The organism is Serratia sp. CY37869 (assembly GCF_052168895.1).
Lineage (GTDB): Bacteria > Pseudomonadota > Gammaproteobacteria > Enterobacterales > Enterobacteriaceae > Serratia > Serratia ureilytica.
In genome coordinates, this window is the sequence record NZ_JBJNLU010000001.1 from 232,218 (window position 1) to 254,746 (window position 22,529).

16 protein-coding genes are annotated in these 22,529 nt (G+C 61.7%); 8 read left to right on the forward strand and 8 right to left on the reverse strand.

Annotation, left to right across the window (positions count from 1 at the left end):
- Nucleotides 1-157 precede the first annotated feature (157 nt).
- Nucleotides 158-1,111, forward strand: a complete 954-nt coding sequence (locus tag ACJ8J1_RS01225; protein WP_033644056.1) for an aldo/keto reductase — start codon at nt 158-160, stop codon at nt 1,109-1,111.
- A 61-nt stretch (nt 1,112-1,172) separates the two neighbouring features.
- Nucleotides 1,173-1,790, forward strand: coding sequence for a pyridoxamine 5'-phosphate oxidase family protein (locus ACJ8J1_RS01230; RefSeq protein ID WP_033644055.1), 618 nt, complete (start codon nt 1,173-1,175; stop codon nt 1,788-1,790).
- Here the strand turns inward: ACJ8J1_RS01230 and ACJ8J1_RS01235 are convergent.
- Both ACJ8J1_RS01235 and yegD read right to left on the reverse strand, forming a co-directional pair.
- Entirely contained in the window at nt 1,787-2,353 is a 567-nt protein-coding gene (locus tag ACJ8J1_RS01235; RefSeq protein WP_033644054.1) for a GNAT family N-acetyltransferase, read from the reverse strand. The two genes, ACJ8J1_RS01230 and ACJ8J1_RS01235, sit on opposite strands and share 4 nt — an antisense overlap.
- A 51-nt stretch (nt 2,354-2,404) precedes the next feature.
- Nucleotides 2,405-3,757, reverse strand: a complete 1,353-nt coding sequence (gene yegD, locus ACJ8J1_RS01240) for a molecular chaperone (RefSeq protein ID WP_033644053.1) — start codon at nt 3,755-3,757, stop codon at nt 2,405-2,407.
- A gap of 271 nt (nt 3,758-4,028) precedes the next feature.
- Between yegD and ACJ8J1_RS01245 the strand changes: the two genes are divergently transcribed.
- The 3 genes from ACJ8J1_RS01245 (at nt 4,029) to alkA (ending at nt 7,678) form a co-directional block, all read left to right on the forward strand.
- A complete protein-coding gene (locus ACJ8J1_RS01245; protein ID WP_033644051.1) occupies nt 4,029-5,039 on the forward strand; it encodes an AraC family transcriptional regulator in 1,011 nt (336 codons plus the stop codon).
- Between the two features lie 147 nt (nt 5,040-5,186).
- On the forward strand, nt 5,187-6,026 hold the full coding sequence (locus tag ACJ8J1_RS01250) for an oxidoreductase (protein WP_033644050.1): 840 nt from the start codon (nt 5,187-5,189) through the stop codon (nt 6,024-6,026).
- A gap of 161 nt (nt 6,027-6,187) precedes the next feature.
- Nucleotides 6,188-7,678 (forward strand): DNA-3-methyladenine glycosylase 2, encoded by a 1,491-nt coding sequence (gene alkA / locus ACJ8J1_RS01255; protein ID WP_442520311.1) that lies wholly within the window; start codon nt 6,188-6,190, stop codon nt 7,676-7,678.
- Between the two features lie 6 nt (nt 7,679-7,684).
- Here alkA and ACJ8J1_RS01260 read toward each other — a convergent pair whose 3' ends face one another.
- The 6 genes from ACJ8J1_RS01260 to ppk1 all read right to left on the reverse strand — a co-directional run bounded on the left by ACJ8J1_RS01260 (nt 7,685) and on the right by ppk1 (nt 17,270).
- A complete protein-coding gene (locus tag ACJ8J1_RS01260) occupies nt 7,685-8,038 on the reverse strand; it encodes a DNA-binding protein (protein ID WP_033644048.1) in 354 nt (117 codons plus the stop codon).
- Nucleotides 8,039-8,232: 194 nt separating this feature from the next.
- Nucleotides 8,233-11,559, reverse strand: a complete 3,327-nt coding sequence (locus ACJ8J1_RS01265) for a diguanylate cyclase (protein WP_442520312.1) — start codon at nt 11,557-11,559, stop codon at nt 8,233-8,235.
- 185 nt (nt 11,560-11,744) lie between these two features.
- The gene (mgtE, locus tag ACJ8J1_RS01270) at nt 11,745-13,178 is read right to left on the reverse strand and encodes a magnesium transporter (protein ID WP_033644046.1); all 1,434 of its coding nucleotides are present in this window, start codon (nt 13,176-13,178) and stop codon (nt 11,745-11,747) included.
- Between the two features lie 103 nt (nt 13,179-13,281).
- A complete protein-coding gene (locus ACJ8J1_RS01275) occupies nt 13,282-13,464 on the reverse strand; it encodes a YfgG family protein (protein WP_033644045.1) in 183 nt (60 codons plus the stop codon).
- 181 nt (nt 13,465-13,645) lie between these two features.
- Nucleotides 13,646-15,196, reverse strand: a complete 1,551-nt coding sequence (gene ppx / locus ACJ8J1_RS01280; RefSeq protein WP_033632396.1) for an exopolyphosphatase — start codon at nt 15,194-15,196, stop codon at nt 13,646-13,648.
- Nucleotides 15,197-15,206: 10 nt separating this feature from the next.
- Nucleotides 15,207-17,270, reverse strand: coding sequence for a polyphosphate kinase 1 (ppk1, locus tag ACJ8J1_RS01285; RefSeq protein WP_033644044.1), 2,064 nt, complete (start codon nt 17,268-17,270; stop codon nt 15,207-15,209).
- Nucleotides 17,271-17,666: 396 nt separating this feature from the next.
- On the opposite strand from ppk1, the gene ACJ8J1_RS01290 reads away from it, so the two are divergent.
- The 3 genes from ACJ8J1_RS01290 to pstB are packed head-to-tail and all read left to right on the forward strand — an operon-like array spanning nt 17,667 to nt 22,325.
- Nucleotides 17,667-19,838: an ABC transporter permease subunit gene (locus ACJ8J1_RS01290; RefSeq protein ID WP_033644043.1), complete on the forward strand. Its 2,172-nt coding sequence runs from the start codon at nt 17,667-17,669 to the stop codon at nt 19,836-19,838.
- A complete protein-coding gene (pstA, locus tag ACJ8J1_RS01295; RefSeq protein ID WP_033644042.1) occupies nt 19,835-21,484 on the forward strand; it encodes a phosphate ABC transporter permease PstA in 1,650 nt (549 codons plus the stop codon). Before ACJ8J1_RS01290 ends, pstA begins: the two co-directional genes overlap by 4 nt.
- A gap of 28 nt (nt 21,485-21,512) precedes the next feature.
- On the forward strand, nt 21,513-22,325 hold the full coding sequence (gene pstB / locus ACJ8J1_RS01300) for a phosphate ABC transporter ATP-binding protein PstB (RefSeq protein ID WP_019452422.1): 813 nt from the start codon (nt 21,513-21,515) through the stop codon (nt 22,323-22,325).
- The last annotated feature ends 204 nt before the right edge of the window (nt 22,326-22,529 follow it).

The window sequence follows — 22,529 nt, forward strand, 5'->3', positions numbered from 1 at the left end:
ATATGGAGGAACCGTCAGCATTGTCCTAATAAGTGGGTGATTTGAGCGTGCTATGTTTATAAGTGATTTGTTTCAGCTTATAGCCAATCCGTTTTAGCGTTCTATCCTGGTTGGCGCTAATAATTAACCCGCGAATCTTTTCCCACAGGAGCAGGTGATGAGCAACAGAGAATTGGGCCGCTCAGGCATTCAGGTGCCGGCGTTGACCTTTGGCGGCAATGTGTTCGGTTGGACGGCGGATCAAGCGACCTCGTTCAGCCTGCTGGATGCGCTGGTGGACAATCAGCTCAACTTTATCGATACCGCCGACGTTTATTCCAGCTGGGCGCCGGGCAACCGGGGCGGCGAATCGGAAACCGTCATCGGCGAATGGCTGAAGAAGAGCGGCAAGCGCGACCAGGTGATCATCGCCACCAAGGTGGGTAAACCGATGGGCGAAGGCAAACAGGGTCTGTCGCCGCGCTATATTCAGCAGGCGGTGGAAGATTCGCTGCGGCGCCTGCAAACCGATTATATCGATCTTTATCAGTCGCATGACGATGACCGCGATACGCCGCTGGAAGAGACGCTGGCGGCGTTCGATGCGTTGATTAAGGCCGGCAAGGTGCGGGCGATCGGCGCCTCCAACTATCAGGCGGATCGCCTGGAAGAAGCGCTGCGGGTGAGCGAGAGCAACGGATTGGCGCGCTACGAAACCCTGCAGCCGGAATACAATCTGTATGCGCGCGAAGGGTATGAAGCCGAGCTGGAGGGGGTGGCGCAGCGCCATGGCCTCGGGGTGATCAACTTCTTCGCGCTGGCCAGCGGCTTTCTGACCGGCAAATACCGCAGCAAAGCGGATGAGGGCAAAAGTCAGCGCGGCGATCGCATCGTCGAACGCTACCTGAACCCGCGCGGTTTCCGCATCCTGGCGGCGCTGGATCAGGTGGCGGGCAAACACGGCGTCTCTGCGGCGCAGGTCTCGCTGGCCTGGCTGATCGCGCGTCCGAGCATCACCGCGCCGATCGTCAGCGCCACCTCGTTGTCGCAGCTGGATGAGTTGGTCAGCGCCACGCGTCTGACGCTGGATGCGGACGACATTCAGACGCTGAACCACGCCAGCGCCGAGTAAGAGCCGCCGGCGATTTTGCTCTATGCTGAAGGGGTCAATATGACTCATTCAGGAAACTGCAATGTCTGGCGATATCATCAACGACCTCGCGGCGCTGGAACAGCTGTACGGCAAGCCCGCCGCGCCCTCGGTTTTTAAAGAAGTCAGCTACATCCACCCGGCTTACCGTCCGTTTATCGAGGCGGCGCCGTTCGCCGCCCTCTCGACGGTGGGGCCGGACGGCATGGACGTCTCGCCGCGCGGCGATCCGGCCGGTTTCATTCATATCGAAGACGAGAAAACCCTGCTGTTGCCGGATCGGCGCGGCAATAACCGCATCGACAGCCTGCGCAATATCCTGCACGACAACCGGGTGGCGCTGCTGCTGCTGATCCCCGGCATCGGCGAAACGCTGCGGATTAACGGGCGGGCGGAGATCGTGGTGGCGCCGGCGGTGTTGCAGCGCTTCGCCCACCGCAACCAGCTGCCGCGTTCGGTGCTGCGCATTCGGGTGGAGGCGGTGTTCTTCCAGTGCAGCCGGGCGATCTTGCGTTCGGGGTTATGGGAAGAGGCCAGCCGCCTCGAGCGTTCGGTGCTGCCCAGCCCCGGCCATATTTTGGCCGCGGTGAGCCAAACGCGCTTCGACGGTGAGGAGTACGACAGCGCGCTGCCGCAGCGGCTGAAGGATACGCTGTATTAATCGCCGTGGCGTTCGCGCCACGTTTGTCGATTCAGCCGGTATAAGACGTGCTTTTGCAGCGGATGGCCCGCCGGCAGACGCGGGTGCAGGAAGGTTTCGCCGTCGAAGCGCATACCGATGCGCGTCATCACCCGGCGCGACGGCTGGTTATCTTCGGCGGTGAAGGCCACTACTTCCGGCAAATGCAGCGTGTCGAAGGCGCACGCCAGTGCGGCGCGCGCCGCCTCAGCGGCGTAGCCGTTGCCCCAGTGGGCCGCCGCCAGCCGCCAGCCGATCTCCACGCAGGGGGAGCAAGGCAGATCGTCGCCCGGCCGCGCCAGCCCGACAAAACCGATAAAAGGCGCGCCGCTTTTCACTTCCACCGCCCACAGCCCCCAGCCGTGCTGTTGCAGGAAGGCGCGGATGCGTTCGGCCTGCGCGCGGCTTTCCTCGGCCGTCATCGTCGCCGGGAAATAGCGCATGACCTGCGGATCGGCGTTGAGCGCGGCGAAGGCCGGCAGGTCGTCGTCGCGCCAGGGGCGCAGCCGTAGCCTGGCGCTGTCGAGGGTAAGGATGGTCGACATGATGCATAGCCTCCAATGAACAAGGGCGCGGCGAGCCGCGCCCTTGGGCTGTCAACGGAACAGCGTTTGCGCCCAGCGCGCCAGCCCGGCGGTGACCGAGCCGAAGTCGTTGCCGCCGACGATCGGAATGCCCGGCAGCTGCTGTTGCAGCGCGGCGCGCAGCAGCGGCGAACGCGCGCTGCCGCCGGTCAGGTAGATCACCTGCGGCGCGGTCTGGCTGCTGGCCAGCGCGGCGCTGACCTGCTCCTGAATGCGCATCAACGGCTGCGAGATGGCGTCGGCGAGCTGATCCTGGCTGATGTTCTCCGCCAGATCGGCCTGCACGAAATTGAGCGGCGCGCTGATGGCCGTTTGGCCGGACAGGGCGATCTTACTCTCTTCGGCCGCCCGCACCAATCGGTAGCTCAGGCGCTGCTGGTACACTTTCAGCAGGCGCTTGACCTTTTCCGGCTCCGCCGCGTCGAGGATCAGATCGCGCAGCACGCGGCCGTTGGCGGCGCTGTAGAAATCGTTTTGCGCCGGCACATCGTTGGTCGCCACCGCGTTCCAGTAAGGCAGCGCCGGCAGGGCGATGCCTTTCGCGGTTTCGCCGCCCAGGCCGAACAGCGGCATCAGCTGCTTGAAGGCCAGCATGATGTCCAGATCGTTACCGCCGACCCGGCAGCCGCTGTGGCCCAGCAGGCTCTGCTGGCGATCGGCGCGGTTGCGCCACTGCGGCCCCATCAGCAGCACCGAGCAGTCGGTGGTGCCGCCGCCGATGTCCACCACCAGCACGGTTTGCTCTTCGCTCAGCGTCGCTTCGAAGTCCAGCCCCGCCGCCACCGGCTCGAACTGGAATTCAATGTCCTTGAAACCGGCGCGTTCGGCGGCGCGTTGCAGAATGCCCTGCGCCTGCCGGTTGGCTTCGTCGCCGCCGATGCCCTGGAAGTTGATCGGCCGGCCGATCACTGCCTGATCGATGCCGGTTTGCAGCACATTTTCTGCCTGGCGTTTGATGTGGAACATCATGGCGCACACCAGGTCTTCGAACAGCGCGATCTGCTGTGGTTTCAGGCCGTTGGCGCCGAGGAAGGACTTCGGCGAGCGCACGAAATACACCTCTTCCGGATCTTCCATATAGTGCGCCAGCGCCTGCAGGCCGAACAGCACGCTGTCGCCGTTGACCGGAATGTCTTCTTCGCGGTTGTAACTGATGGCGCGGCGCAGCAGCTGCTGGTTTTCTTCGCTGCCGGTCGGGATCTGCCAATGGCGGTGCAGGCATTCGCTCACCGCTTCGCGGGTCGGCGCGCACAGCATCGAAGGCAGATAGGGCGCGTTGTTTTCCAGCGTCAACAGCTCGGGGCCGTGGTCGCGCATCACTGCAACGGAACAGTTGGCTGTCCCGTAATCGAATCCAATAAACATCTCTTTTTTGTCCCCATGCCAATGAAGGGGGGCGACTTTACCCGAGACGGGGCCGGCGGGCAATGCGCCAATGCGCGAGTGTCGAAAAATTTAGCGGGCGCGGCGGCTTGCGCGAACTTTCTCAGTGCGGATAACGCTCAAGCCGCAGCAATGGCACAGTCGGCTATGAAAATGGCGTGCTTCGCCCATCAAGACGCACGCCATTTCTTTATACTCAACAGGTATTCCGAGCGGGGAATGCCTTTCCCTATGACTCTGTGATGAGGATTTCATGACGCGCAACTCGACCTTTCTCATGAATATCGGCTGGAGAACCCTGCTGAAAGATCTGGGGCTCCAGCCGACGGATGTTTTACGCCGGGCTGCATTGCCTGAAGATCTGTTGTCACGCACCGCTGAAGGGATCACTACGGAAGAATATTTCCGCTTCTGGCGCGCGATGGAGGAAGGAACGGGCGACCCGTTGTTTCCGTTGAAAATCGTTGCGCTGATGTCAACGGAATCGTTTGACCCTCCGATATTCGCCGCCCTGTGCAGCGCCAATCTGGCGCAAGCTGTCCAGCGGTTAGCGAAATACAAGCAACTTACGGCGCCGATGAGCCTGGAGCTCGCCATCGGCCCTGAAGGCGAAATGACGATTTCACCCCGCTGGTTGTTGGCGGAGGAGGCGGTACCGGCGTCTTTACTGGTGGCTGAGCTGGCATTTTATGTTCGGCTGGCGCAGCTTGCCACGCGCGAACCGGTAAAAGCGCGCCGTATCACCTTGCCTGAACTGCCGCCTGCAGCCCTTTCACGCCCCTTGGCAGCCTTCTTCGGCTGCGCGGTAACGCCTGGGGCAGGGCCGGGCATTACTTTCTCCTCCGCAGATGCCTTGCGTCCCTTTTTGACAGTGAATGAGGGCATGTGGCGCGTTTTCGAACCCGAGCTGCGTCGTCGCCTCAGTGAACTGGACGCCACGGCAACCACCGGAGAGCGCGTTTGTGCGGTGCTGCTGGAGTTGATTCCCAGCAATACCGCCGGCATCGACGCGGTGGCGGCAAGATTGGGCATGAGCCGCCGGACGCTGCAGCGGCGTCTGGAAGATGAGGGCGAGAGTTTTCGTTCGCTGAGCAACGGCACCCGGGAAAAATTGGCGCGCCACTATCTTAAGCATTCGACCCTTACCAGCGGAGAGATTGCCTTTTTGCTCGGTTTTGAAGAGCCGAACTCTTTCTTCCGCGCCTTTCACGAATGGACAGGGCAAACGCCGGAAGCGGCTCGCCAGGCGATGCGGCTGAATTAGCCGAGAGGCGCTGTTCACGTTGGCGCATTCTGCGAGTTGATTGGCGCGGTTCGACATGGTTGCGGCAGGGCCCGTCGCTTAAAGTGGACAACATACAGACTGCGCAGGCAGTCGCCAACGCAATCATCCTAATAAGGAGCAGTCAGTATGAAGTCCAAAGTGATCCTGGTGACCGGCGCCTCGTCCGGTATTGGCGAAGCCACCGCCGTCACGTTAAAGCAGCGCGGGCATACCGTTTATGCGGCCGCCCGCCGGGTTGAACGCATGCAGGCTCTGGCTGCCGCCGGCATTCACGTTTTGCCGTTGGACGTCACCGACGATGCTTCCATGGCGCAGGCGGTAAAGACCATCATCGCCGAAACGGGGCGTATCGATGTGTTGGTCAATAACGCCGGTTACGGCTCCTATGGCGCTATTGAAGACGTTTCTGCGGATGAGGCTCGCGCTCAATTTGATGTGAATGTGTTCGGTGCGGTTCGGCTGACGCAGCTGATTTTGCCGCACATGCGAGCGCAGCGCTCCGGCACCGTCATCAATATTACGTCGATGGGCGGGAAAATACATACGCCGCTGGGCGGATGGTATCACGGCACCAAATTCGCCTTGGAGGCCATCAGCGACTGTTTGCGCATGGAGGTGCAACCTTTCGGCATCGACGTCGTGGTGATCGAACCCGGCGGCATCCAGAGTGAATGGGCGGATATCGCCGCGGAAAAACTGATCGGCGTTTCAGGCCAGAGCGAGTACGCCGCTCTGGCTCACGCTGTCGCCCACGCCATGGTCAGCGACGCCAGCAAGAAACGGCAATCGCCGCCGAGCGTGATTGCCGATACGATCGCCAAAGCCGTCGCCGCCCATCGTCCGAAAACGCGCTATGCCGTGGGGTTTGGCGCGAAACCGCTGATTTTTCTGCGGCGCTTGTTGTCCGATCGCGCCTTCGATGGGCTGATGCGCCGGGCATTGGGGGTACCGCGCCAGGGGCAATAAGTCGTCGGGCAGCGGGGCTTTATGTCGGTGGCGGTGAAAATGGTGCGTCTGAACGCTGTTCAGACGCATAATCATTAAAGACAATCGCTAATCTGGACGGTGGGAAGGTGCGTAACTTAATGTCCGAATTCCGCACGTCAGCGCGCTAGCCGAGTCCCATAATGCAGAAAAAACCGAACCCGAGCGTTGCCATGAATACTCAACAGCAAGCGTTGTACGACGCGCTGCGCGCGCGTGACCGCAAATTCGACGGCCGTTTTTTCGTCGGCGTCTCTTCCACCGGCATCTATTGTCGCCCGGTGTGCAGCGCCCGCACGCCGAAGCTGGAAAACTGCACCTTTTATCCGAGCGCGGCGGCGGCTGAACTGGCGGGGTTTCGCCCCTGCCTCAAATGCCGACCGGAACTGGCGCCCGGCCTGGCGCTGATCGACCTGGGCAACCGCTATGCCCAGGTGGCGGTGCAGCTCATCGAGCAGGGGTATCTGTCCGAACACAGCTGCGAAGCGCTGGCGGCGCGGCTGGGCATTTCCGATCGCCATCTGCGGCGCATCTTCGCCGAACAGTTTGGCGCCTCGCCGATCGATTACGCGCAGTCGCATCGGTTGCTGCAGGCCAAGCGCCTGTTGGCGGACACCGATCTGCCGCTCAGCGAGGTGGCGTTCGCCGCCGGTTTCGGCAGCCTGCGGCGTTTCAACGAGCTGTTCAAGGCGCGTTACCGCCTGATCCCGTCGGCGCTGCGCAGCGGCGGCGCGCGCGGTGAACGGGCCGCCGCCAGCGGCCTGGTGTTCCACCTGGGCTATCGGCCGCCCTATGACTGGGCGCGCATGCTGAATTTCTTGCAGGCGCGCGCCGTGCAGGGCGTGGAGCGGGTCGAGGGGCTCCGCTACCTGCGCTCGATCGCCGTCAGCCAGGGCGGCACGGAACACCGCGGCTGGCTCAGCGTGCAGCCGGAAGAGGCGCGCAATCGGGTTCGGGTCGAGATTGCGCCGACGCTCAGTCTGGTGACGACGGAGGTGTTGCGCCGGGTGCGCCTGCTGTTTGATCTGGACGCCGCGCCGGATCGCATCAATGAGGCGCTGGGCTCGCTGGCGGCCGATGCGCCGGGGCTGCGCCTGCCGGGCTGCGTGAACAGTTTCGAGCAGGCGGCGCGTGCGGTGCTGGGGCAGTTGGTCAGCGTGAAAATGGCGGCGACCTTCGCCGGGCGGATGGCCGAACGCTGGGGCGAAGCGCTGGCGACGCCACATGAGGGCATCACTCACGTTTTCCCCACGGCAGAACGGGTGGCGCAGCTGCAGCCTGAAGAACTGCGCCCGCTCGGGGTGCAAGTGAAGCGCGCGGCGGCGCTGATCGAGATCGCCCGCGCGCTGGGGGAAGGACGGCTGCAGCTCGACAACGTGCTGGATATCGAACAGGGCATCAAGGCGCTGACCGCGCTGCCGGGTATCGGCAACTGGACCGCCAGCTATATCGCGATGCGCGCCTGGTCGTGGCCGGACGTGTTCCTGGCCGGCGACTACCTGATCAAACAGCGTTTCCCCGGCATGACGCCGCGCCAGATTGAACGCTACGCCGAGCGCTGGCGCCCGTGGCGCTCTTACGCCACGCTGCATCTGTGGCACAACGGCGGCTGGGCGCCGGAAGCGGAGAGTTGAACGCGGCTAGCGGGGAGACTCGATCAGCTGCAGCAGGCGGCTCATGCCTTCACGCATCAGGAACGCCAGCAGCTTTTCCCGTTCGGCCGGCGTGAGGTGATAGTAATACTCGATCCAGACCCGTACCGGATCCTGACGTTTGACGTCGTAATCCGGATGGTCGGTTTCGCGCAACGCCGACAGGCTGCGCGCGCCGAACGGCAGACTGTCGATATGGTATTCCAGCGCTTTGCCCTGTACGCCGCTGCGGCGGCGACTGACCCAGCCTTCGCGCCGGGCCATCAGATTGACCCCTTGCGGGGTTGACGGCAACCCCGCCTTACCCATCAGTTCCCTGGCGGAAAACCATTTCTTTTCCATAGTCCCTTGTCTCTGAGCCATCACCTGTCGAGGAAAATCAACGGATACGTCGATGTTCGCATGGGGATTTCATCTTACTTAATCGTTTAAGCTTCAGGTGTTATTTATATCACTAATCTTGTCTTGGTTAATATCATGTAACGAACGAGATGCGAGGCGCCGCCCGGGAGACGGCGCCTGAGAGGGGGAGAGGGTTAACGGATGCCGAAATAGCCGTCGCTGAGCAACACCGCCAGCGGCTGCTCCAGCGCCACCTGGTCGCCGTCCGCCAGATCGACGCCAATGTCGCGCAGCGCCTGCAGCGTCACCGGCTGGTGAGCCGGTCCGGCGAAGGTCTGCGCTTTAATGCGATGCGCCGCGCCGTTGAGCATCGAGACCATCAGCTCGTCCATCTGGTTGCAGTGCACGTTGGTGATAAAGCGCTCATCGATGCGAATGATGTCGATCCTCTGGTCGCTGAGCTCATCGAACGCATTGATGTTATGCCCGAAGCCGTTGACGATCAGCCGGCAGCCCTGCTGCTGCAGTTCGCGGAGAAATGCCCGACACTGCGCGGCGTGCTCCAGTATTGCGGCCTCATCGACGCTGAACAGCAGCGCCTGCGGCGGCAGCGAGGAAGCGCGCACCGCTTCAGTCAGGTAGCGCTGGAAGTCGGCGCTCAGCAGGCTGTCGATGGCCAGCGGCAGCGCGAGCGACAGCCCTTTGCGTTTGATGTCGTCGGCATATTTCACCAGCAGTTGCGCCGCCGTCCAGCGGTCGATGTCCGGCATCAGGCCGTACAGCTGCGCGGCGGCGATGAACGCCTCGTGCGACAGCGGGCGGTCGTCCGGCGCCATCACCTGCAGTGTTACCCGGTGAAACGCGGCCGACAGCGGCGTCGCCGGCGGCGCGATGGCGCGGGTCAGCAGCCGCAGCTGCCCCTCGCTGACGATCGCCTGTACCTCCTGTGGGCTCAGCAATTCATGCTGCCGTTCCAGCAGCTGTTTTTGTCGCGTTTCATACAGATACACCTGGCCGCGCCCGTGGTGTTTGGCGGTGTAGCAGGCGATGTCGGCCTGCGCCAGCAGCTCGCTGCTTTTGGCGTCGCCGCCGATGCGCGTGATGCCGGCGCTGGCGCCGACGCGGTAAATCTTTCCTTCCCAGTAGAACGGGTGTTGGCTGATTTGGTTGACCACCTGTTGCATCAGCGATTTGGCCTGTTCAAGCCGGCAGTCGAACAGGATTAGGCCGAATTCGTCGCCACCCAGCCGGGCCAGGCAGTCGCTGTTGCGCAGCTGGTGCCGCATCAGCTGGGAGATGTCCCGCAGCAAGGCATCACCCGCCGCGTGGCCGGCGGTGTCGTTCACCGCCTTGAACCGATCCAGATCGAGGAACACCAGCGAATGCGACGACGACGGTTCGCCGCTGGCGACGATCGCCGCTTTCAACTGCTTCTCGAAGCGGGTACGGTTCGGCAGGCCGGTCAGCGCGTCGTGTGAGGCGCTGTAGCTGAGCTTTTTCATCAATTCGCGCGAGGCGGTCACATCCTGCAGCACCATCACCGCGCCCATGGTTTCGCCGTCGAGGGTTTTCAGCGGTGAGACCGACTGCTGCACGTCGAAATAGCGCCCGTCGCGGCTGTGCAGCACCAGCGCGTAATCCGCCGGCCACTGCCGTGGGTATTGCGTGAGGTTTTCGATTTCCGGGCCGTCTTTACCGTTGGTCAGGCGCACCACGCCGGCGACGGGCATACCGATCGCCAGATCGAGCGGCCAGCCGCACATCTGCTCGGCCACCGGATTCATAAAGGTAATGCGCTGGTGACCGTCGGTGGAGATCACCCCTTCGCCGATGGCGTCGAGGGTAATGTGCAAGCGCTCTTTCTCCTCGTGCAGCGCTTCGGCGAGGATCTTGAGCTCGGTCATGTCGATATTGGTGCCGATCATGCGCAGCGGCTGGCCCTGGTCGTCGAGGATCACATTGCCCTGGCCGCGAATATGGCGTAACTTGCCGCCGCGCGTGGTGATGCGAAATTCCATGACGAATGGTCGTGGCTGAGCCAGAATCTCGGCCAGCTCGCGATCGGTGCGGTCGCGATCTTCCGGCACCAACAGCGTACGCCACAGCGCCAACGTCGGCGTTTGGTCGGAATTGAGATCGTAGAGTTCGAACATGCGCTGATCCCAGGTGAAGTTTTCCTGGCTTATCACCCATTCCCAGATGCCGACGCCGCCCACCTGATTGGCCAGCGTTATGCGCTCCACCAGCCGGTTGTTTTCCGCCTGGCTGCGCTTCAAATCGCTGATGTCCTCCACCTGCGAGATGAAGTACAGCGGCACCCCTTCGGCGTCGCGCACCAGCGAAACCGCCAGCAGCGCCCAAACGGTCTGGCCGTCGCTGCGAATGTAGCGTTTCTCCAGGGTATAGCTGCTGATATGGCCATCGAGCAGGTCGTGCAACTGGCTGAGATCGGCGTTGAGATCGTCGGGATGCGTAATTTCTTGAAAGGTCAGCTTATGCAGCGCCTCCGGCGTATAGCCGAGCAGCGTGCACAGCGCCTGATTGACCTGCAGCCATTTGCCCTGCGGCGACACCAGCGCCATGCCGATGGCGGAATACTCCAGCGCGCTGCGAAAGCGGCTTTCACTTTCGACGATATGCTGTTTTTCCACTCGGAAGGCGTGCATCACCACCGCCATTGCGTGCGCCGGGATTAAAATCAGCAGCATCGGCAAGTACAGACCGAGATCGCCAAGGTGTTTGCCGGTAGCCTGAAAATGCAGCAGTCCCAGCGAAATCATCACGGTGATCAGCAAGAGGGTGCAGAAGCAAACGGTGAACGCCTCAAAACGCGGCAGTGCGATGGCTGCCCACAGCAGCGGCAAAATCACGAACGTGAACGGAAAAGGCAGATAGGTCAGCGCCATAAAGCTGAAAGCCAGCGTAACCATCAGTGTCAGCAATAATGGAAACGGGTTCAGCGCCGTCAGGGTACGACGGTTGTAAGCGAGGCCGATCGGTGCCAGCGACAGTACCCCTATCGCTTCGGAAATGAACCAGGTACCGAACGGCTGCCAAAAAGGCTGCTCTGGCGCGGGTACCAGGCCGGCGGCCAGCAGCGCGCTGAACAGCGGGGTAAAAATCACCGCACAGACCACAAAACGCAGCCAACTGGCGAGATCATTCAACGGATCGTACGGGTGTAGCATGCGGCGCAACAGCAGGGCGCAAATCGCCGCTTCCAGCAGGTTGATGGCGGCCAGCTTGACGGGAGTGACGCTGACGCCGAACAGCAAGAAGCTGGCGAGCACGATGCCGAGGCCGCTGGCCAGCAGCGGCAGCCCCCAGTGACGCGGGGCGTGGCGGTACAGCACCGCGATTGCGGCGGCGGTCGGGAACCACAGCGGCGTGAAGTGGCGGGCTTCGCTGGACAGCGACAGGCTCAACAAGGCGAGCAAAAACGTCGCCAGCGCCACGAACAGGGAATGCGTCACCACGACGCCTTTGTGTGTGCCGAACGTGTTCGGCGCGCTGATATCCATAGACACCCTTACCGATGGCCTCTGTCAGTGATTGGATTCATGACGTGGATGAATTAAGACGATTTATTGGCAAAGGGTAGTACAGCGCGAGAGGAAAACCTACCGGGAAGCCCGACTTTACTGCGTTAACGCCAGCCCGGCGACAGAATGACGAAAAAGCCGGCGCGAGGCCGGCTTTTGGCGTATTACAGCAGGAACAGGGTGGCGAGGCCGAGGAAGATGAAAAAGCCGCCGGTGTCGGTCAGCGCGGTGATGAGCACGCTCGAGCCGACCGCCGGATCGCGGCCCAGTTTGAGCATGGTCATCGGGATCACCACGCCCATCAGCGCCGCCAACAGCAGGTTGAGCAGCATCGCCAGCGTCATCACGCCGCCCATTGCCGCGTCGCCGTACAGCAGCCAGGTGATCACGCCCATGATGCCGCCCCACACCACGCCGTTGATGATGGCGACGCCCAGCTCCCTGAGCATCAGGCGCGAGATGTTGCCGACTTCAATCTGGTGCAGCGCCAGCGCGCGCACAATCATGGTGATGGTTTGGTTGCCGGTGTTGCCGCCGATGCCGGCGACGATCGGCATCAGCGCCGCCAGCGCCACCAGCTGGGAAATGGTGTGTTCGAACAGGCCAATCACGCGCGAGGCGACGAACGCGGTACAGAGGTTGATCGCCAGCCAGGCCCAGCGGGTCTTGACCGCCTTGCTGACCGGGGCGAACACGTCTTCTTCCGGGCTCAAACCGCCCATGCGGCGCAAATTGGTGTCGCTCTCTTCGTTGACGGCGTCGACGATCTCTTCGATAGTCAGGCGGCCCATCAGTTTGCCTTTGGCATCAACCACCGGGGCGCTGATCAGGTCGTAACGTTCGAACGCGCCGGCCGCTTCATCGGCCTTGTCTTCGGGCTGAAAGGTGGCGGGATCGCTGTCCATCACCTCGCGCACCGGGATCTCCGGGTCGTTCAGCAGCACTGCGGTGAGCGGCAGTTCGCCCAGCAGGGTGTTTTTGCGATCGGTGACGAACAGTTTATCGGTGGCGTCGGGAATGGTTTTACGCATGCGCAAGAAGCGATGTACCGCGCCGAGCGTGACGTCCGGCCGCACCGTCACCAGTTCGAAATCCATCATCCAGCCGACGCTGTCTTTGGCGTACTGGCTCATCTCGCGCACCTGGGCACGCTGCTCCGGCTCCAGTGAGGTCAGCAACCGGCCCATCAGGTTACGCGGCAGGTATTGCGCCAGGTAGGCCTGCTCGTCGACGTCCAGCGTTTTGATCGCTTTGAGCAGGTCTTTGTCGCTCATTTCTTCGATCAGGCTGTCCCAGACCGGTTCGGCGACCTCCACCAGCGTCTGGCCGCGCTTGCTGTTGCCCACCAGCCGCCACAACGCCATGCGTTCGTCCTGCGGCAGCGCTTCCAGCAGGTCCGCCAGGTCGGCGGCGTGCATGTCGTCCAGCAGGCCGGTGATTTCCGCCGTCTGGTTCAGCCGTTCGCTTTGGCTGAGGGCGTGTTCATCCCCTGGTCGGCCGAGAATGCCATCGACCAATTCCTTATTGTTCAACAGCAGAGTGAGAATGCGCTGGCGGTGTTCAGCGACTTTTTTGACGTTATGGGTTGCGGCTGACATGGTGTTCCTTAACGGGCGCTCGGCGTTCCTGACGCAGGCTCATTAAAAGATAGAGCATAGCGGGTGCCGGAGTCATTTTTATGAAACGGACGGGGCGCGGCGGTTATTCAGAGGAGGCGTCCTGTTGCGGCGTGCTGACTTCGGCGGCGTTTTGCGCAGCGGCCTGCTTTTTTTCCTGATGATGAGGCACCGCCACCACGGCGGCGTACAGCAGTCGGCCGACTAAAATGATAAAGCTGATAAACAACACTATCTTCGTCATCTGTCCGGTGGTTTTCTTGCGCATATATCACCCGGTATGCCGGTGTCCTGTGTTATTCGCTCGAGAATTTGTAACCGGATTTTAGGCGCTGATGACAAAAGTTGTCCATTTTTTTCCGGCGAGCGGCGCGCCGTATTAGGGTTTCGTTTAGGTTGGCAGAGCGGGGGCGGAAAGAAAAACCCCCTGGCTGGCAGGGGGCGGAGGATCAGGCGGAGCGCTGTTCGTCTTGCGAACCTTCTTCGTCGATCAGCAGCTTCCAGCCGACGACGTCGTTCCAGTAGGCCTGCTCGCGCTCGAAGTCCAGCTGCACCAGGTTGTTTTGCGCCAGGTAGCCGGCCGGGAAGCGCAGCGTCCAGTGGTTGTCGTCGGTGGTCAGGCGCAGCGTTTCCGGTGTGGTGGTCGACTGACGCTGGTTGTTGAGCAGGGTGCTCAGACGCAGCAGCTGGATCAGCGGCAGGTAGTGTTTCTTCTTGAACAGGTTGAGGCGCGGCAGCTCTTCCAACTTGATCGCCTTGCGGTGGAAGCGCACCAGCGCCGCCAGCAGCAGCTGCTGTTCCTGGTTGAAGCCAGGCAGGTTGGAGTTTTGCAGAATGTAGGCCGAATGGCGATGCATGCCGCTGTGGTTGATGCTCAGCCCCACTTCGTGCAGCATGGCGGCCCATTTCAGCAGGGCTTCCAATTGCGGATGCACCAGCTTGGTGTTTTGCGCCATCCACTGCGAATAGAGCAGTTCGGTGGTTTCCAGCACCCGCTTGGCCTGTTCGCGGTCGATGTTGTAGTGATCGGCCAGGCTTTTCGCGGTGCGGCTGCGGATGTCCTGGTGGCGGAAGCGGCCTTCCATTTCATACAGCACGCCTTCGCGCAGCGCACCGTCAGACAGGCGCAGATCGCGGATCGCCAGCGCATCGAACACGCCGCACAGAATAGCCAGCCCCGGCACGAACACCGATTGGCGATCTTCCGACAGCCCCGGCAGGCTCAGTGAGCTGAAGCTTTTGAACTGCAGCACCTGTTCGGCGAGCATTTCCAGGCGTTCGAGGGTGATCAGACCGTCTTTTTCTCCCATCGCCACCAGCACTTCGTGGGCGGCCTTGATGGTGCCCGAGGCGCCCAGCGCGTACTGCCAGCCCTGAATGCGGTACTGCCAGGCCAGCGTTTCCAGCTTCTGCGCCGCCGCCAGCCGCGCGCGGCGGAAGTTGTTTTTGCTGATCTCGCCGCCGGGGAAGAACAGCTGGGCGAAGCTGACGCAGCCCATGCGGCGGCTTTCCGCCAGCAGCGGCTCGAAGTCTTCGCCGATCACCAGCTCGGTCGAGCCGCCGCCGATGTCGATCACCAGCTTGCGGCCTTTCTCCGGTTGAGTGTGCTCCACGCCCATGAAGATCAGGCGAGCTTCTTCCTGGCCGGCGATGATTTCGATCGGGTAGGGGATCACTTTGGCGGCGCGCTTGAGGAACACTTCGGCGTTCACCGCCTGGCGCAGGGTGTGGGTCCCGACGATGGTGACGTTATCCGCCGGGAAGCCCTGCAGCCGTTCGGCAAACAGCGCCAGGCAGGCCAGGCCGCGTTCTATCGCCTCTTCACTGAGTACGTTGTTGCTGTCCAATCCGTCGGCGAGGTGCACCCGCTGTTTTAAACGGCCCAATACCTGTAAGGCGCCGTTGACGACGCGGGCGATCACCATGTGGAAACTGTTCGACCCGAGGTCGATGGCGGCGATTTCCTGCGGTTTGTTCGTTGCAGTGTTTTTTAGCGGCATAGTTGCTGGCCTACTGTCCTGGTTGTTCCAGAGCTTTTAAATACTCGTAAATAGCCACCTGGGCGCGCACTTTGCGGCGGTTGCCGCGCGGCACGTACTGGTTGCTCAGTTCTTTATCCACATAACGGGCCTTGACCGTATCGCTGAACAGGATCTCCAGAATGTCCAGAACGCGCTGTTTCAGCGCCGGATCCAGCAGCGATACCGCCACTTCGATACGGTAATCTATGTTGCGGGTCATCCAGTCGGCGGAGGACAGATACACCCGTTTGTCACCTTTGTTGTCGAAAACGTAAACCCGATCGTGTTCCAAAAAGCGATCGACGATGCTGATCACCTGAATATTGTCGCTGATCCCCGGCAGGTTGGGAATCAGGGAACACATGCCCCGCACCAGCAGGCGGATCTTCACGCCGGCGCCGGACGCGGTATATAACCGATCTACCAGCCCTTTATCCACCAGATTATTTATTTTCAACATAATGCCGGCCTGTTCCCCGGCCTGGGCGTTGGCGATTTCGTTGTCGATCAGCTCATACAGCTTCAGGCGCGAGTTCTGCGGCGACACCATCAGGTTGTCGAAGGTGACCGGCCGGTAGGGGTTCTCGATAAAGTTGAACACCCGGCGCACTTCGTTGGTGATGCGTGAGTCGGCGGTCAGCAGCGAATAGTCGGTATAGATGCGCGCGGTTTTTTCGTTAAAGTTGCCGGTGCCGATATGAGCATAGCGCACAATTTCATCGCCTTCACGGCGCGAAATCAGGAACAGTTTGGCGTGGATTTTCAGCCCCGGCGCCGAGAAGATCACGTGTACGCCGGCTTCGGTCAGGCGCTTCGCCCAGTGAATGTTGGCCTCTTCGTCGAAGCGCGCCTGCAGCTCGACCACCACCGTGACCTTTTTGCCGTTGTGCGCGGCGTGGATCATCGATTCGATGATGCGCGAGTCTTTTGCCACGCGGTAGATGTTGATTTTGATCGCCAGCACGCTCGGATCGAACGACGCCTGGCGCAGCAGCTCCAGCACGTGTTCAAAGGTGTGGTACGGGTAGTAGAGCAGCACGTCTTTTTCGCGAATGGCGTCGAAGCCGTTGCGGAAACCGTCGAACCAGATGTGGCGCAGGCGCGGCAGCGGCTTGTTGACCAGGTTGGCCTTGCCGACGTTCGGGAAGCTGATGAAGTCTTTAAAATTGTGATAGCGGCCGCCGGCGATCACCGAATCGTAGTTGGAGATGCCCAGCTTGCCGCGCAGCAGTTCCACCATCTCGTTCGGCATGTCGCGCTGATAAACGAAGCGCACCGGTTCGGCGGTGAGGCGCTGTTTCAGGCTGGAGGACATCAGTTCCAGCAGGCTGGATTCCATTTCGGTCACCAGATCGTACTCTGCGTCGCGGGTCATCTTCATCGAATAGGCGTTGAGCGCGTCGTAGTCGAAGAAGCCTTTGAAAATCTCATCCAGGCAGTAACGCAGAATGTTGTCCAGCAGGATCATCGGCTTGCGGCGGCGCGGCGCTTCCGGCGGCAGATTGACGAAGCGCGGCACTTTGTCCGACGGGATTTCCAGCAGCGCATAGTCGGTGCGCGCGCCGCGGATAATTTCCACCGCCAGATAGGTGTAATCGTCTTTCAGGAACTGCACCAGATTGGTGTCGTGGTTGATCAGGATCGGCGTGATGTGCTGGCGCAGATGCTGTTTGAAATACTGGCGCAGCCAGATTTGCTGGTTTTCGGACACCTGGCGTTCGTTGATCAGGAAGATCTGGTTGCGCGCCATTTCCAGCAGCAGATCGTTGTACAGGCCGTCGAATTCCTGATCGGTTTTCAGCACCTTGGCCTGGATCTTTTTCAGCAGGTGGCGCGAGGCGCCGGCGGAGCCCTGCTCTTCGCTGATCAGGATGCGGCGTTTGAGATCGGCGAAGCGGACTTTATAGAACTCGTCGAGGTTGTTGGAGTAAATGCCCAGAAAACGCATTCGTTCAATCAGGGGATTGCTCTTATCTGCGGCTTCCTGCAACACGCGTTCATTAAAGGATAACCAGCTTAGTTCTTTTTCGATGTAGAGCTTTTCCTGACCCATTGCCACTCCAGTTCAATTTTAGAATAGGATCCGGGACGCAGCGCCCGGATGCCGCTCTAGTGTCCTTCATCATTATTGCGAGAGATTGACAGGAAAGTCCAACATATCCATTGCGTTGGCGCGCGGCGTTTTTCGCCGACAATAAATTTTCCCCGCGGCGGGATGCCCGGCAGTGAAACGATCAGCATGAAATGACGGTTAGCAGGCTTATTCTTGGCGTTATAAAGCGTGTTTATGGTCATTTTTCAGCAATATATCAAATTCATATTGTCTGTTGGCAGTGTAAAAAACCTGGGTTGAGTCGGGTAACTTTGTCATGCAAACGTCATAAAACTGACATAAGATGCCCGGTTATCTTACGGCGTAAGCCCGATTACATCAGCGACAGCGAGACACATGACACAGACGACGGCAAATCAACATCCCCGAGATCGCCTGCGCGGGCGCATCGACCGCGGCGTGCAGGCGGCAGTGACCGCCTGCGGGCTGATGGTGCTGATGACGTTGATGCTGATCTTCGTTTATCTGCTGTTTGCGGTGCTGCCGCTGTTCAAACCGGCCTCGCTTGGGCAAGTTCAGCCGCTGCCGATTGTGGCGTCTTCCCCGGCGCTGGCGCTGGGCATGGACGTGCAGCAGCGCGTCGGTTATCGCATCGATGCGCAGGGCACGGGGCAATTTTATCGTCTGTCGCCGGCGCCGAGCGGCCAGGCCCAGACACCGCTGGTGCAGCAAACGCTGCTGGCCAAACCGGCGCTGCTCGCGCAGGCCGCCGGAGAGCGGGATCTGTTCGCGTTGGCGCAGGCCGACGGCCGGTTGGTGGTGGCGCGCGCGGATTTCGCCACGGCGGAAAACGGCCGGCCGCAGTGGCTGTTCCCACTCGGCCAACCGCCGCTGGCGCTGGATCCGCAGCGCAAGCCGCTGAAGCTGTTGTCGCTGGCGGACGCGCATCGCGGGCAGTATCTGCTGGCCGGGGTGACCGACGATCGGCGGCTGGTGTTCGGCCGTTTCAGCCCGGATCGGCCGCCGCAGTTCAGCGAGCGGCCGCTGGAACACGACGCAGAGCAGTTGGTGCTGACGCCGGATGGCCGCCAGCTTTACCTGCTGGCGGGCAACCGGCTGGCGCGTTACCAGATCGACGGCGCGCAGCTGCAACTGCGTGAAACGCGCACCTTGGGCGAACACGCCCCGTACCAGATGACGGCGCTGCCCGGCGGCAGCGCGCTGCTGATCAAGGGCGCCGACGGCAACCTGCGCGAGTGGTTTGAGGTGGAAAAAGAGCAGCGCTGGCGACTGACGCCGGTGCAGCATTTCGACCACGGCGCCGACGGGCAGGAGCTGACGGTGGCTGAACCTTATCGCCGGGTGTTCGCCACCCTGCGGCCCGATGGCGGCTTCTCGTTATTCTCCACGATCCAATCCCAGCCGCTGCTGAATACCCGTTTGGGCGCCGAGGTGCGGCAAATGGCGTTCGCGCCGCGCGGCGATGGCCTGCTGCTGGAGAGCGCGCAGGGCTGGCAGCGCTATGCGCTCGACAACCCGTATCCGGACGTCACCTGGCGTTCGCTGTGGGGCAAGGTGTGGTATGAGAACTACCCGCAGCCGGCCTATGTCTGGCAGTCCACCTCCGGCGAAGACAGCTACCAACCTAAATTCAGCCTGATGCCGGTGATCTTCGGCACCTTCAAGGCGGCGGCTTACGCGATGCTGTTCGCCATCCCGCTGGCGTTGGCCGGCGCCATCTATACCGCTTACTTTATGACGCCGGGGCTGCGGCGAGTGATCAAACCGGCTATCGAAGTGATGGGCGCGCTGCCGACGGTGGTGATCGGGCTGGTGGCCGGCATCTGGCTGGCGCCGATCATCGAGCAGTATCTGTTGGCGGTGCTGGCGTTGCCGCTGCTGCTGGCGGCGGCGGTGCTGCTGTGCGGCGCGTTGACCCATCGCTTTATGCCGCGCTGCCGGCCGGGCGTCGATCTGCTGTTGCTGTTGCCGCTGCTGGCGTTGACGGTGTGGCTGGCGTTCAGCCTGGGGCCGTGGCTGGAGGTGGCGCTGTTCGGTGAGCCGCTGCATTTCTGGCTGGGGGATAATTATGACCAGCGCAATGCGCTGGTGGTGGGCGTGGCGATGGGGTTCGCGCTGGTGCCGATCATCTTCTCGCTGGCGGAGGATGCGCTGTTCAGCGTGCCGGCCAACCTGAGCCAGGGCTCTTTGGCGCTGGGCGCCACCCAATGGCAGACGGTGATCAAGGTGGTGCTGCCTTCCGCCAGCGCCGGCATTTTCTCCGCGCTGATGATCGGCTTTGGCCGCGCGGTGGGAGAAACCATGATCGTGCTGATGGCCACCGGCAACACGCCGATTATTGACGGCAGCCTGTTCCAGGGGCTGCGAGCGCTGGCGGCCAATATCGCCATCGAAATGCCGGAGGCGGTTTCCGGCAGCAGCCATTACCGCGTGCTGTTCCTGACTGCGCTGGTGTTGTTTGTCTTCACCTTCGTGTTCAACACGCTGGCGGAGGCGGTGCGCCTGCGGCTGCGCAAGCGCTACACGCCGAATCAGGAGGCGCCATGAAAAACTGGGTGAAGAGCGGGTCGCCGTGGGTGTGGCTGACCGCCGGTTCGGTCGCCGTCAGCCTGCTGGCGCTGATCGGCATTTTGTTGCTGCTGGCCGGGCAGGGGATGCGCTATTTCTGGCCGAGCCCGGTTTATCAGTTCGAACTGAATCAGAACGGCGCCGGGCCGGTGACGGTGATCGGCGAGTTGTACCAGCAACAAAGCATTTCCCGGCGCCAGCTGGCCGAGGCGGGCGTCACGCCGCCGGGCGAGGCGCAGAACGTCGAACGTTATCTGATTAAGGTCGGCAACCGCGAGCGCGAGGGGCAGGATTTCCGCACCTTGCTGGCCAGCGATATCCGCAGCCAAAGCACGCCGCGCAGCCTGCTGGTGCTGGAACGCGACAGCCATGGCACCGCTTACGGTTATCTGGCGGGGCTGCTGGAAGATGGGCAACCGCTGACCGGCCGCAATCTGGGGCAGGCGTTGCAGCAGCGCCTGCCGCAAATCGCCGCGCTCTCGCGCCAGGCGCACGACATTCAATTCCGCGACATGGCGCGCATCAATCAGCAGTTTGACGCGTTGCGGCTGCGGGAAAAGCGCCTGCAGCGCGACGATAAGCTGGACGCCCGCGCGCAGGACGCCATCAAGGCCGAACGGCTGGAGCTGCAGCGGCAGTATCAGCTGTTGTCCGAACGTCTGGCGGGGCTGAACCGCGATCGCCAGCGCGACGCGTTGCTGCTGCGCGACATGCACGGGCAGACGTTGACCATTCCGCTCAGCCAGGTGCGCGATGCCTGGTACCCGAACGCCATGAGCACCTCCGAGAAGCTGGCGCACTGGGGCGAGCAGGTGAAGAAGTTTCTCATCGACAGCCCGCGTGAGGCGAATACCGAGGGCGGGGTGTTCCCGGCCATTTTCGGCACGGTGTTGATGGTGATCCTGATGTCGATCGTGGTGATGCCGTTTGGCGTGATCGCGGCGGTGTATCTGCACGAATATGCCGGCAACAATCTGCTGACGCGGGTGATCCGCATCGCGGTGGTCAATCTGGCCGGCGTGCCCTCGATCGTCTACGGCGTCTTCGGCCTTGGCTTTTTCGTTTATATGATAGGCGGCACGCTCGATCAGCTGTTCTACCCTGAATCTTTGCCCAACCCGACCTTCGGCACGCCCGGCGTGCTGTGGGCGGCGCTGACGCTGGCGCTGCTGACGCTGCCGGTGGTGATCGTCGCCACCGAGGAAGGGCTGTCGCGCATTCCCACTTCGCTGCGGCAGGGCTCGATGGCGCTGGGCGCCAGCCGGGCCGAGACGCTGTGGCGCATCGTGCTGCCGATGGCTGCGCCGGCGATGATGACCGGCTTGATTCTGGCGGTGGCGCGCGCCGCCGGGGAGACCGCGCCGCTGATGCTGGTGGGGGTAGTGAAATCGGTGCCGGTGCTGCCGGTGGACGAGATTTTCCCGTATCTGCACCTTGAGCGGAAGTTTATGCATTTAAGCTTCCAGATCTACGATATGGCATTCCAGAGCCCGAGCGTAGAGGCGGCCCGGCCGCTAGTGTTCGCCACCGCCTTCCTGCTGGTGACGATCGTGGTGAGTTTGAATCTGGCGGCGATGGGTATCCGCCATTCGTTGAGGGAGCGGTACCGAGCATGGTCGCAGTAACAATGACGCTATTTTTGGGGAGTGCGTAATGGGTTTGATGACGCCAGGCAGTTTGCCCCGGCTGGATGTCCAGCATCTCGACGATGAACAGACCGCGCTGGCGGTCAACGGCCTGAACCTGTTTTATGGTGACAAGCAGGTGTTGCACGATATCTCGCTGCGTATCCCGAAACATCGGGTGACGGCCTTGATCGGCCCCTCGGGCTGCGGCAAATCGACGCTGCTGCGCTGTTTCAACCGCATGAACGATCTGGTGGACAACTGCCGCATCGAGGGCGATCTGCAACTGAACGGCGCGGCGATCTCCGGCGCGCAGATCGACGTGGCGGCGCTGCGGCGGCGAGTGGGCATGGTGTTCCAGCGGCCGAACCCGTTCCCGAAATCGATCTATGAAAACGTGGTGTACGGCCTGCGCCTGCAGGGCGTGCGCGACCGGCGCTTGCTGGATGAAGCGGTGGAGCGTTCGCTGCGCGCCGCCGCGCTGTGGCATGAGGTGAAGGACCGGCTGCGCGAAAACGCCTTCCGCTTGTCCAGCGGCCAACAGCAGCGCCTGGTGATCGCGCGTGCCATCGCCATCGAGCCGGAAGTACTGTTGCTCGACGAGCCGACTTCGGCGCTGGATCCGATCTCCACGCTGACCATCGAAGAGCTGATTTCGGCGTTGAAGCAGCGTTACAGTGTGGTGCTGGTGACGCACAACATGCAGCAAGCGGCGCGCGTCTCCGACTACACCGCCTTTATTCATCAGGGGCGGCTGGTGGAATACAACGACACCGACGCCATTTTCACGTCGCCGCGCCAGCGCCGCACCGAGGATTATATTACCGGGCGGTATGGGTGAGGGGAGAGCGACGGAGGTTTTCGCTCCGTCGCCGGCAATGGCCGTTGCAGTCGGCCTGCGTCTGCTGTTTTATTTTACCCGCGCATTAAGCCGGCATGAATTAATGCATGGCATAAGTCTGATTGCCGGCGAGTTTGTTTTATTCATCTTTCATCATGTGGAATTCAATCCATTCTCTGCAATTTATTATCAACCACAATTATG

Coding starts and splice junctions, on each gene's coding strand:
- pstA (WP_033644042.1), top strand. CDS start 19,835: ATGAAAAACTGGGTGAAGAGCGGGTCGCCGTGGGTGTGGCTGACCGCC.
- mgtE (WP_033644046.1), bottom strand. CDS start 13,178: ATGTCAGCCGCAACCCATAACGTCAAAAAAGTCGCTGAACACCGCCAG.
- ACJ8J1_RS01275 (WP_033644045.1), bottom strand. CDS start 13,464: ATGCGCAAGAAAACCACCGGACAGATGACGAAGATAGTGTTGTTTATC.
- ACJ8J1_RS01250 (WP_033644050.1), top strand. CDS start 5,187: ATGAAGTCCAAAGTGATCCTGGTGACCGGCGCCTCGTCCGGTATTGGC.
- yegD (WP_033644053.1), bottom strand. CDS start 3,757: ATGTTTATTGGATTCGATTACGGGACAGCCAACTGTTCCGTTGCAGTG.
- ACJ8J1_RS01265 (WP_442520312.1), bottom strand. CDS start 11,559: ATGGATATCAGCGCGCCGAACACGTTCGGCACACACAAAGGCGTCGTG.
- ACJ8J1_RS01290 (WP_033644043.1), top strand. CDS start 17,667: ATGACACAGACGACGGCAAATCAACATCCCCGAGATCGCCTGCGCGGG.
- ACJ8J1_RS01260 (WP_033644048.1), bottom strand. CDS start 8,038: ATGGAAAAGAAATGGTTTTCCGCCAGGGAACTGATGGGTAAGGCGGGG.
- ACJ8J1_RS01245 (WP_033644051.1), top strand. CDS start 4,029: ATGACGCGCAACTCGACCTTTCTCATGAATATCGGCTGGAGAACCCTG.
- pstB (WP_019452422.1), top strand. CDS start 21,513: ATGGGTTTGATGACGCCAGGCAGTTTGCCCCGGCTGGATGTCCAGCAT.
- alkA (WP_442520311.1), top strand. CDS start 6,188: ATGCAGAAAAAACCGAACCCGAGCGTTGCCATGAATACTCAACAGCAA.
- ppk1 (WP_033644044.1), bottom strand. CDS start 17,270: ATGGGTCAGGAAAAGCTCTACATCGAAAAAGAACTAAGCTGGTTATCC.
- ppx (WP_033632396.1), bottom strand. CDS start 15,196: ATGCCGCTAAAAAACACTGCAACGAACAAACCGCAGGAAATCGCCGCC.
- ACJ8J1_RS01230 (WP_033644055.1), top strand. CDS start 1,173: ATGTCTGGCGATATCATCAACGACCTCGCGGCGCTGGAACAGCTGTAC.
- ACJ8J1_RS01235 (WP_033644054.1), bottom strand. CDS start 2,353: ATGTCGACCATCCTTACCCTCGACAGCGCCAGGCTACGGCTGCGCCCC.
- ACJ8J1_RS01225 (WP_033644056.1), top strand. CDS start 158: ATGAGCAACAGAGAATTGGGCCGCTCAGGCATTCAGGTGCCGGCGTTG.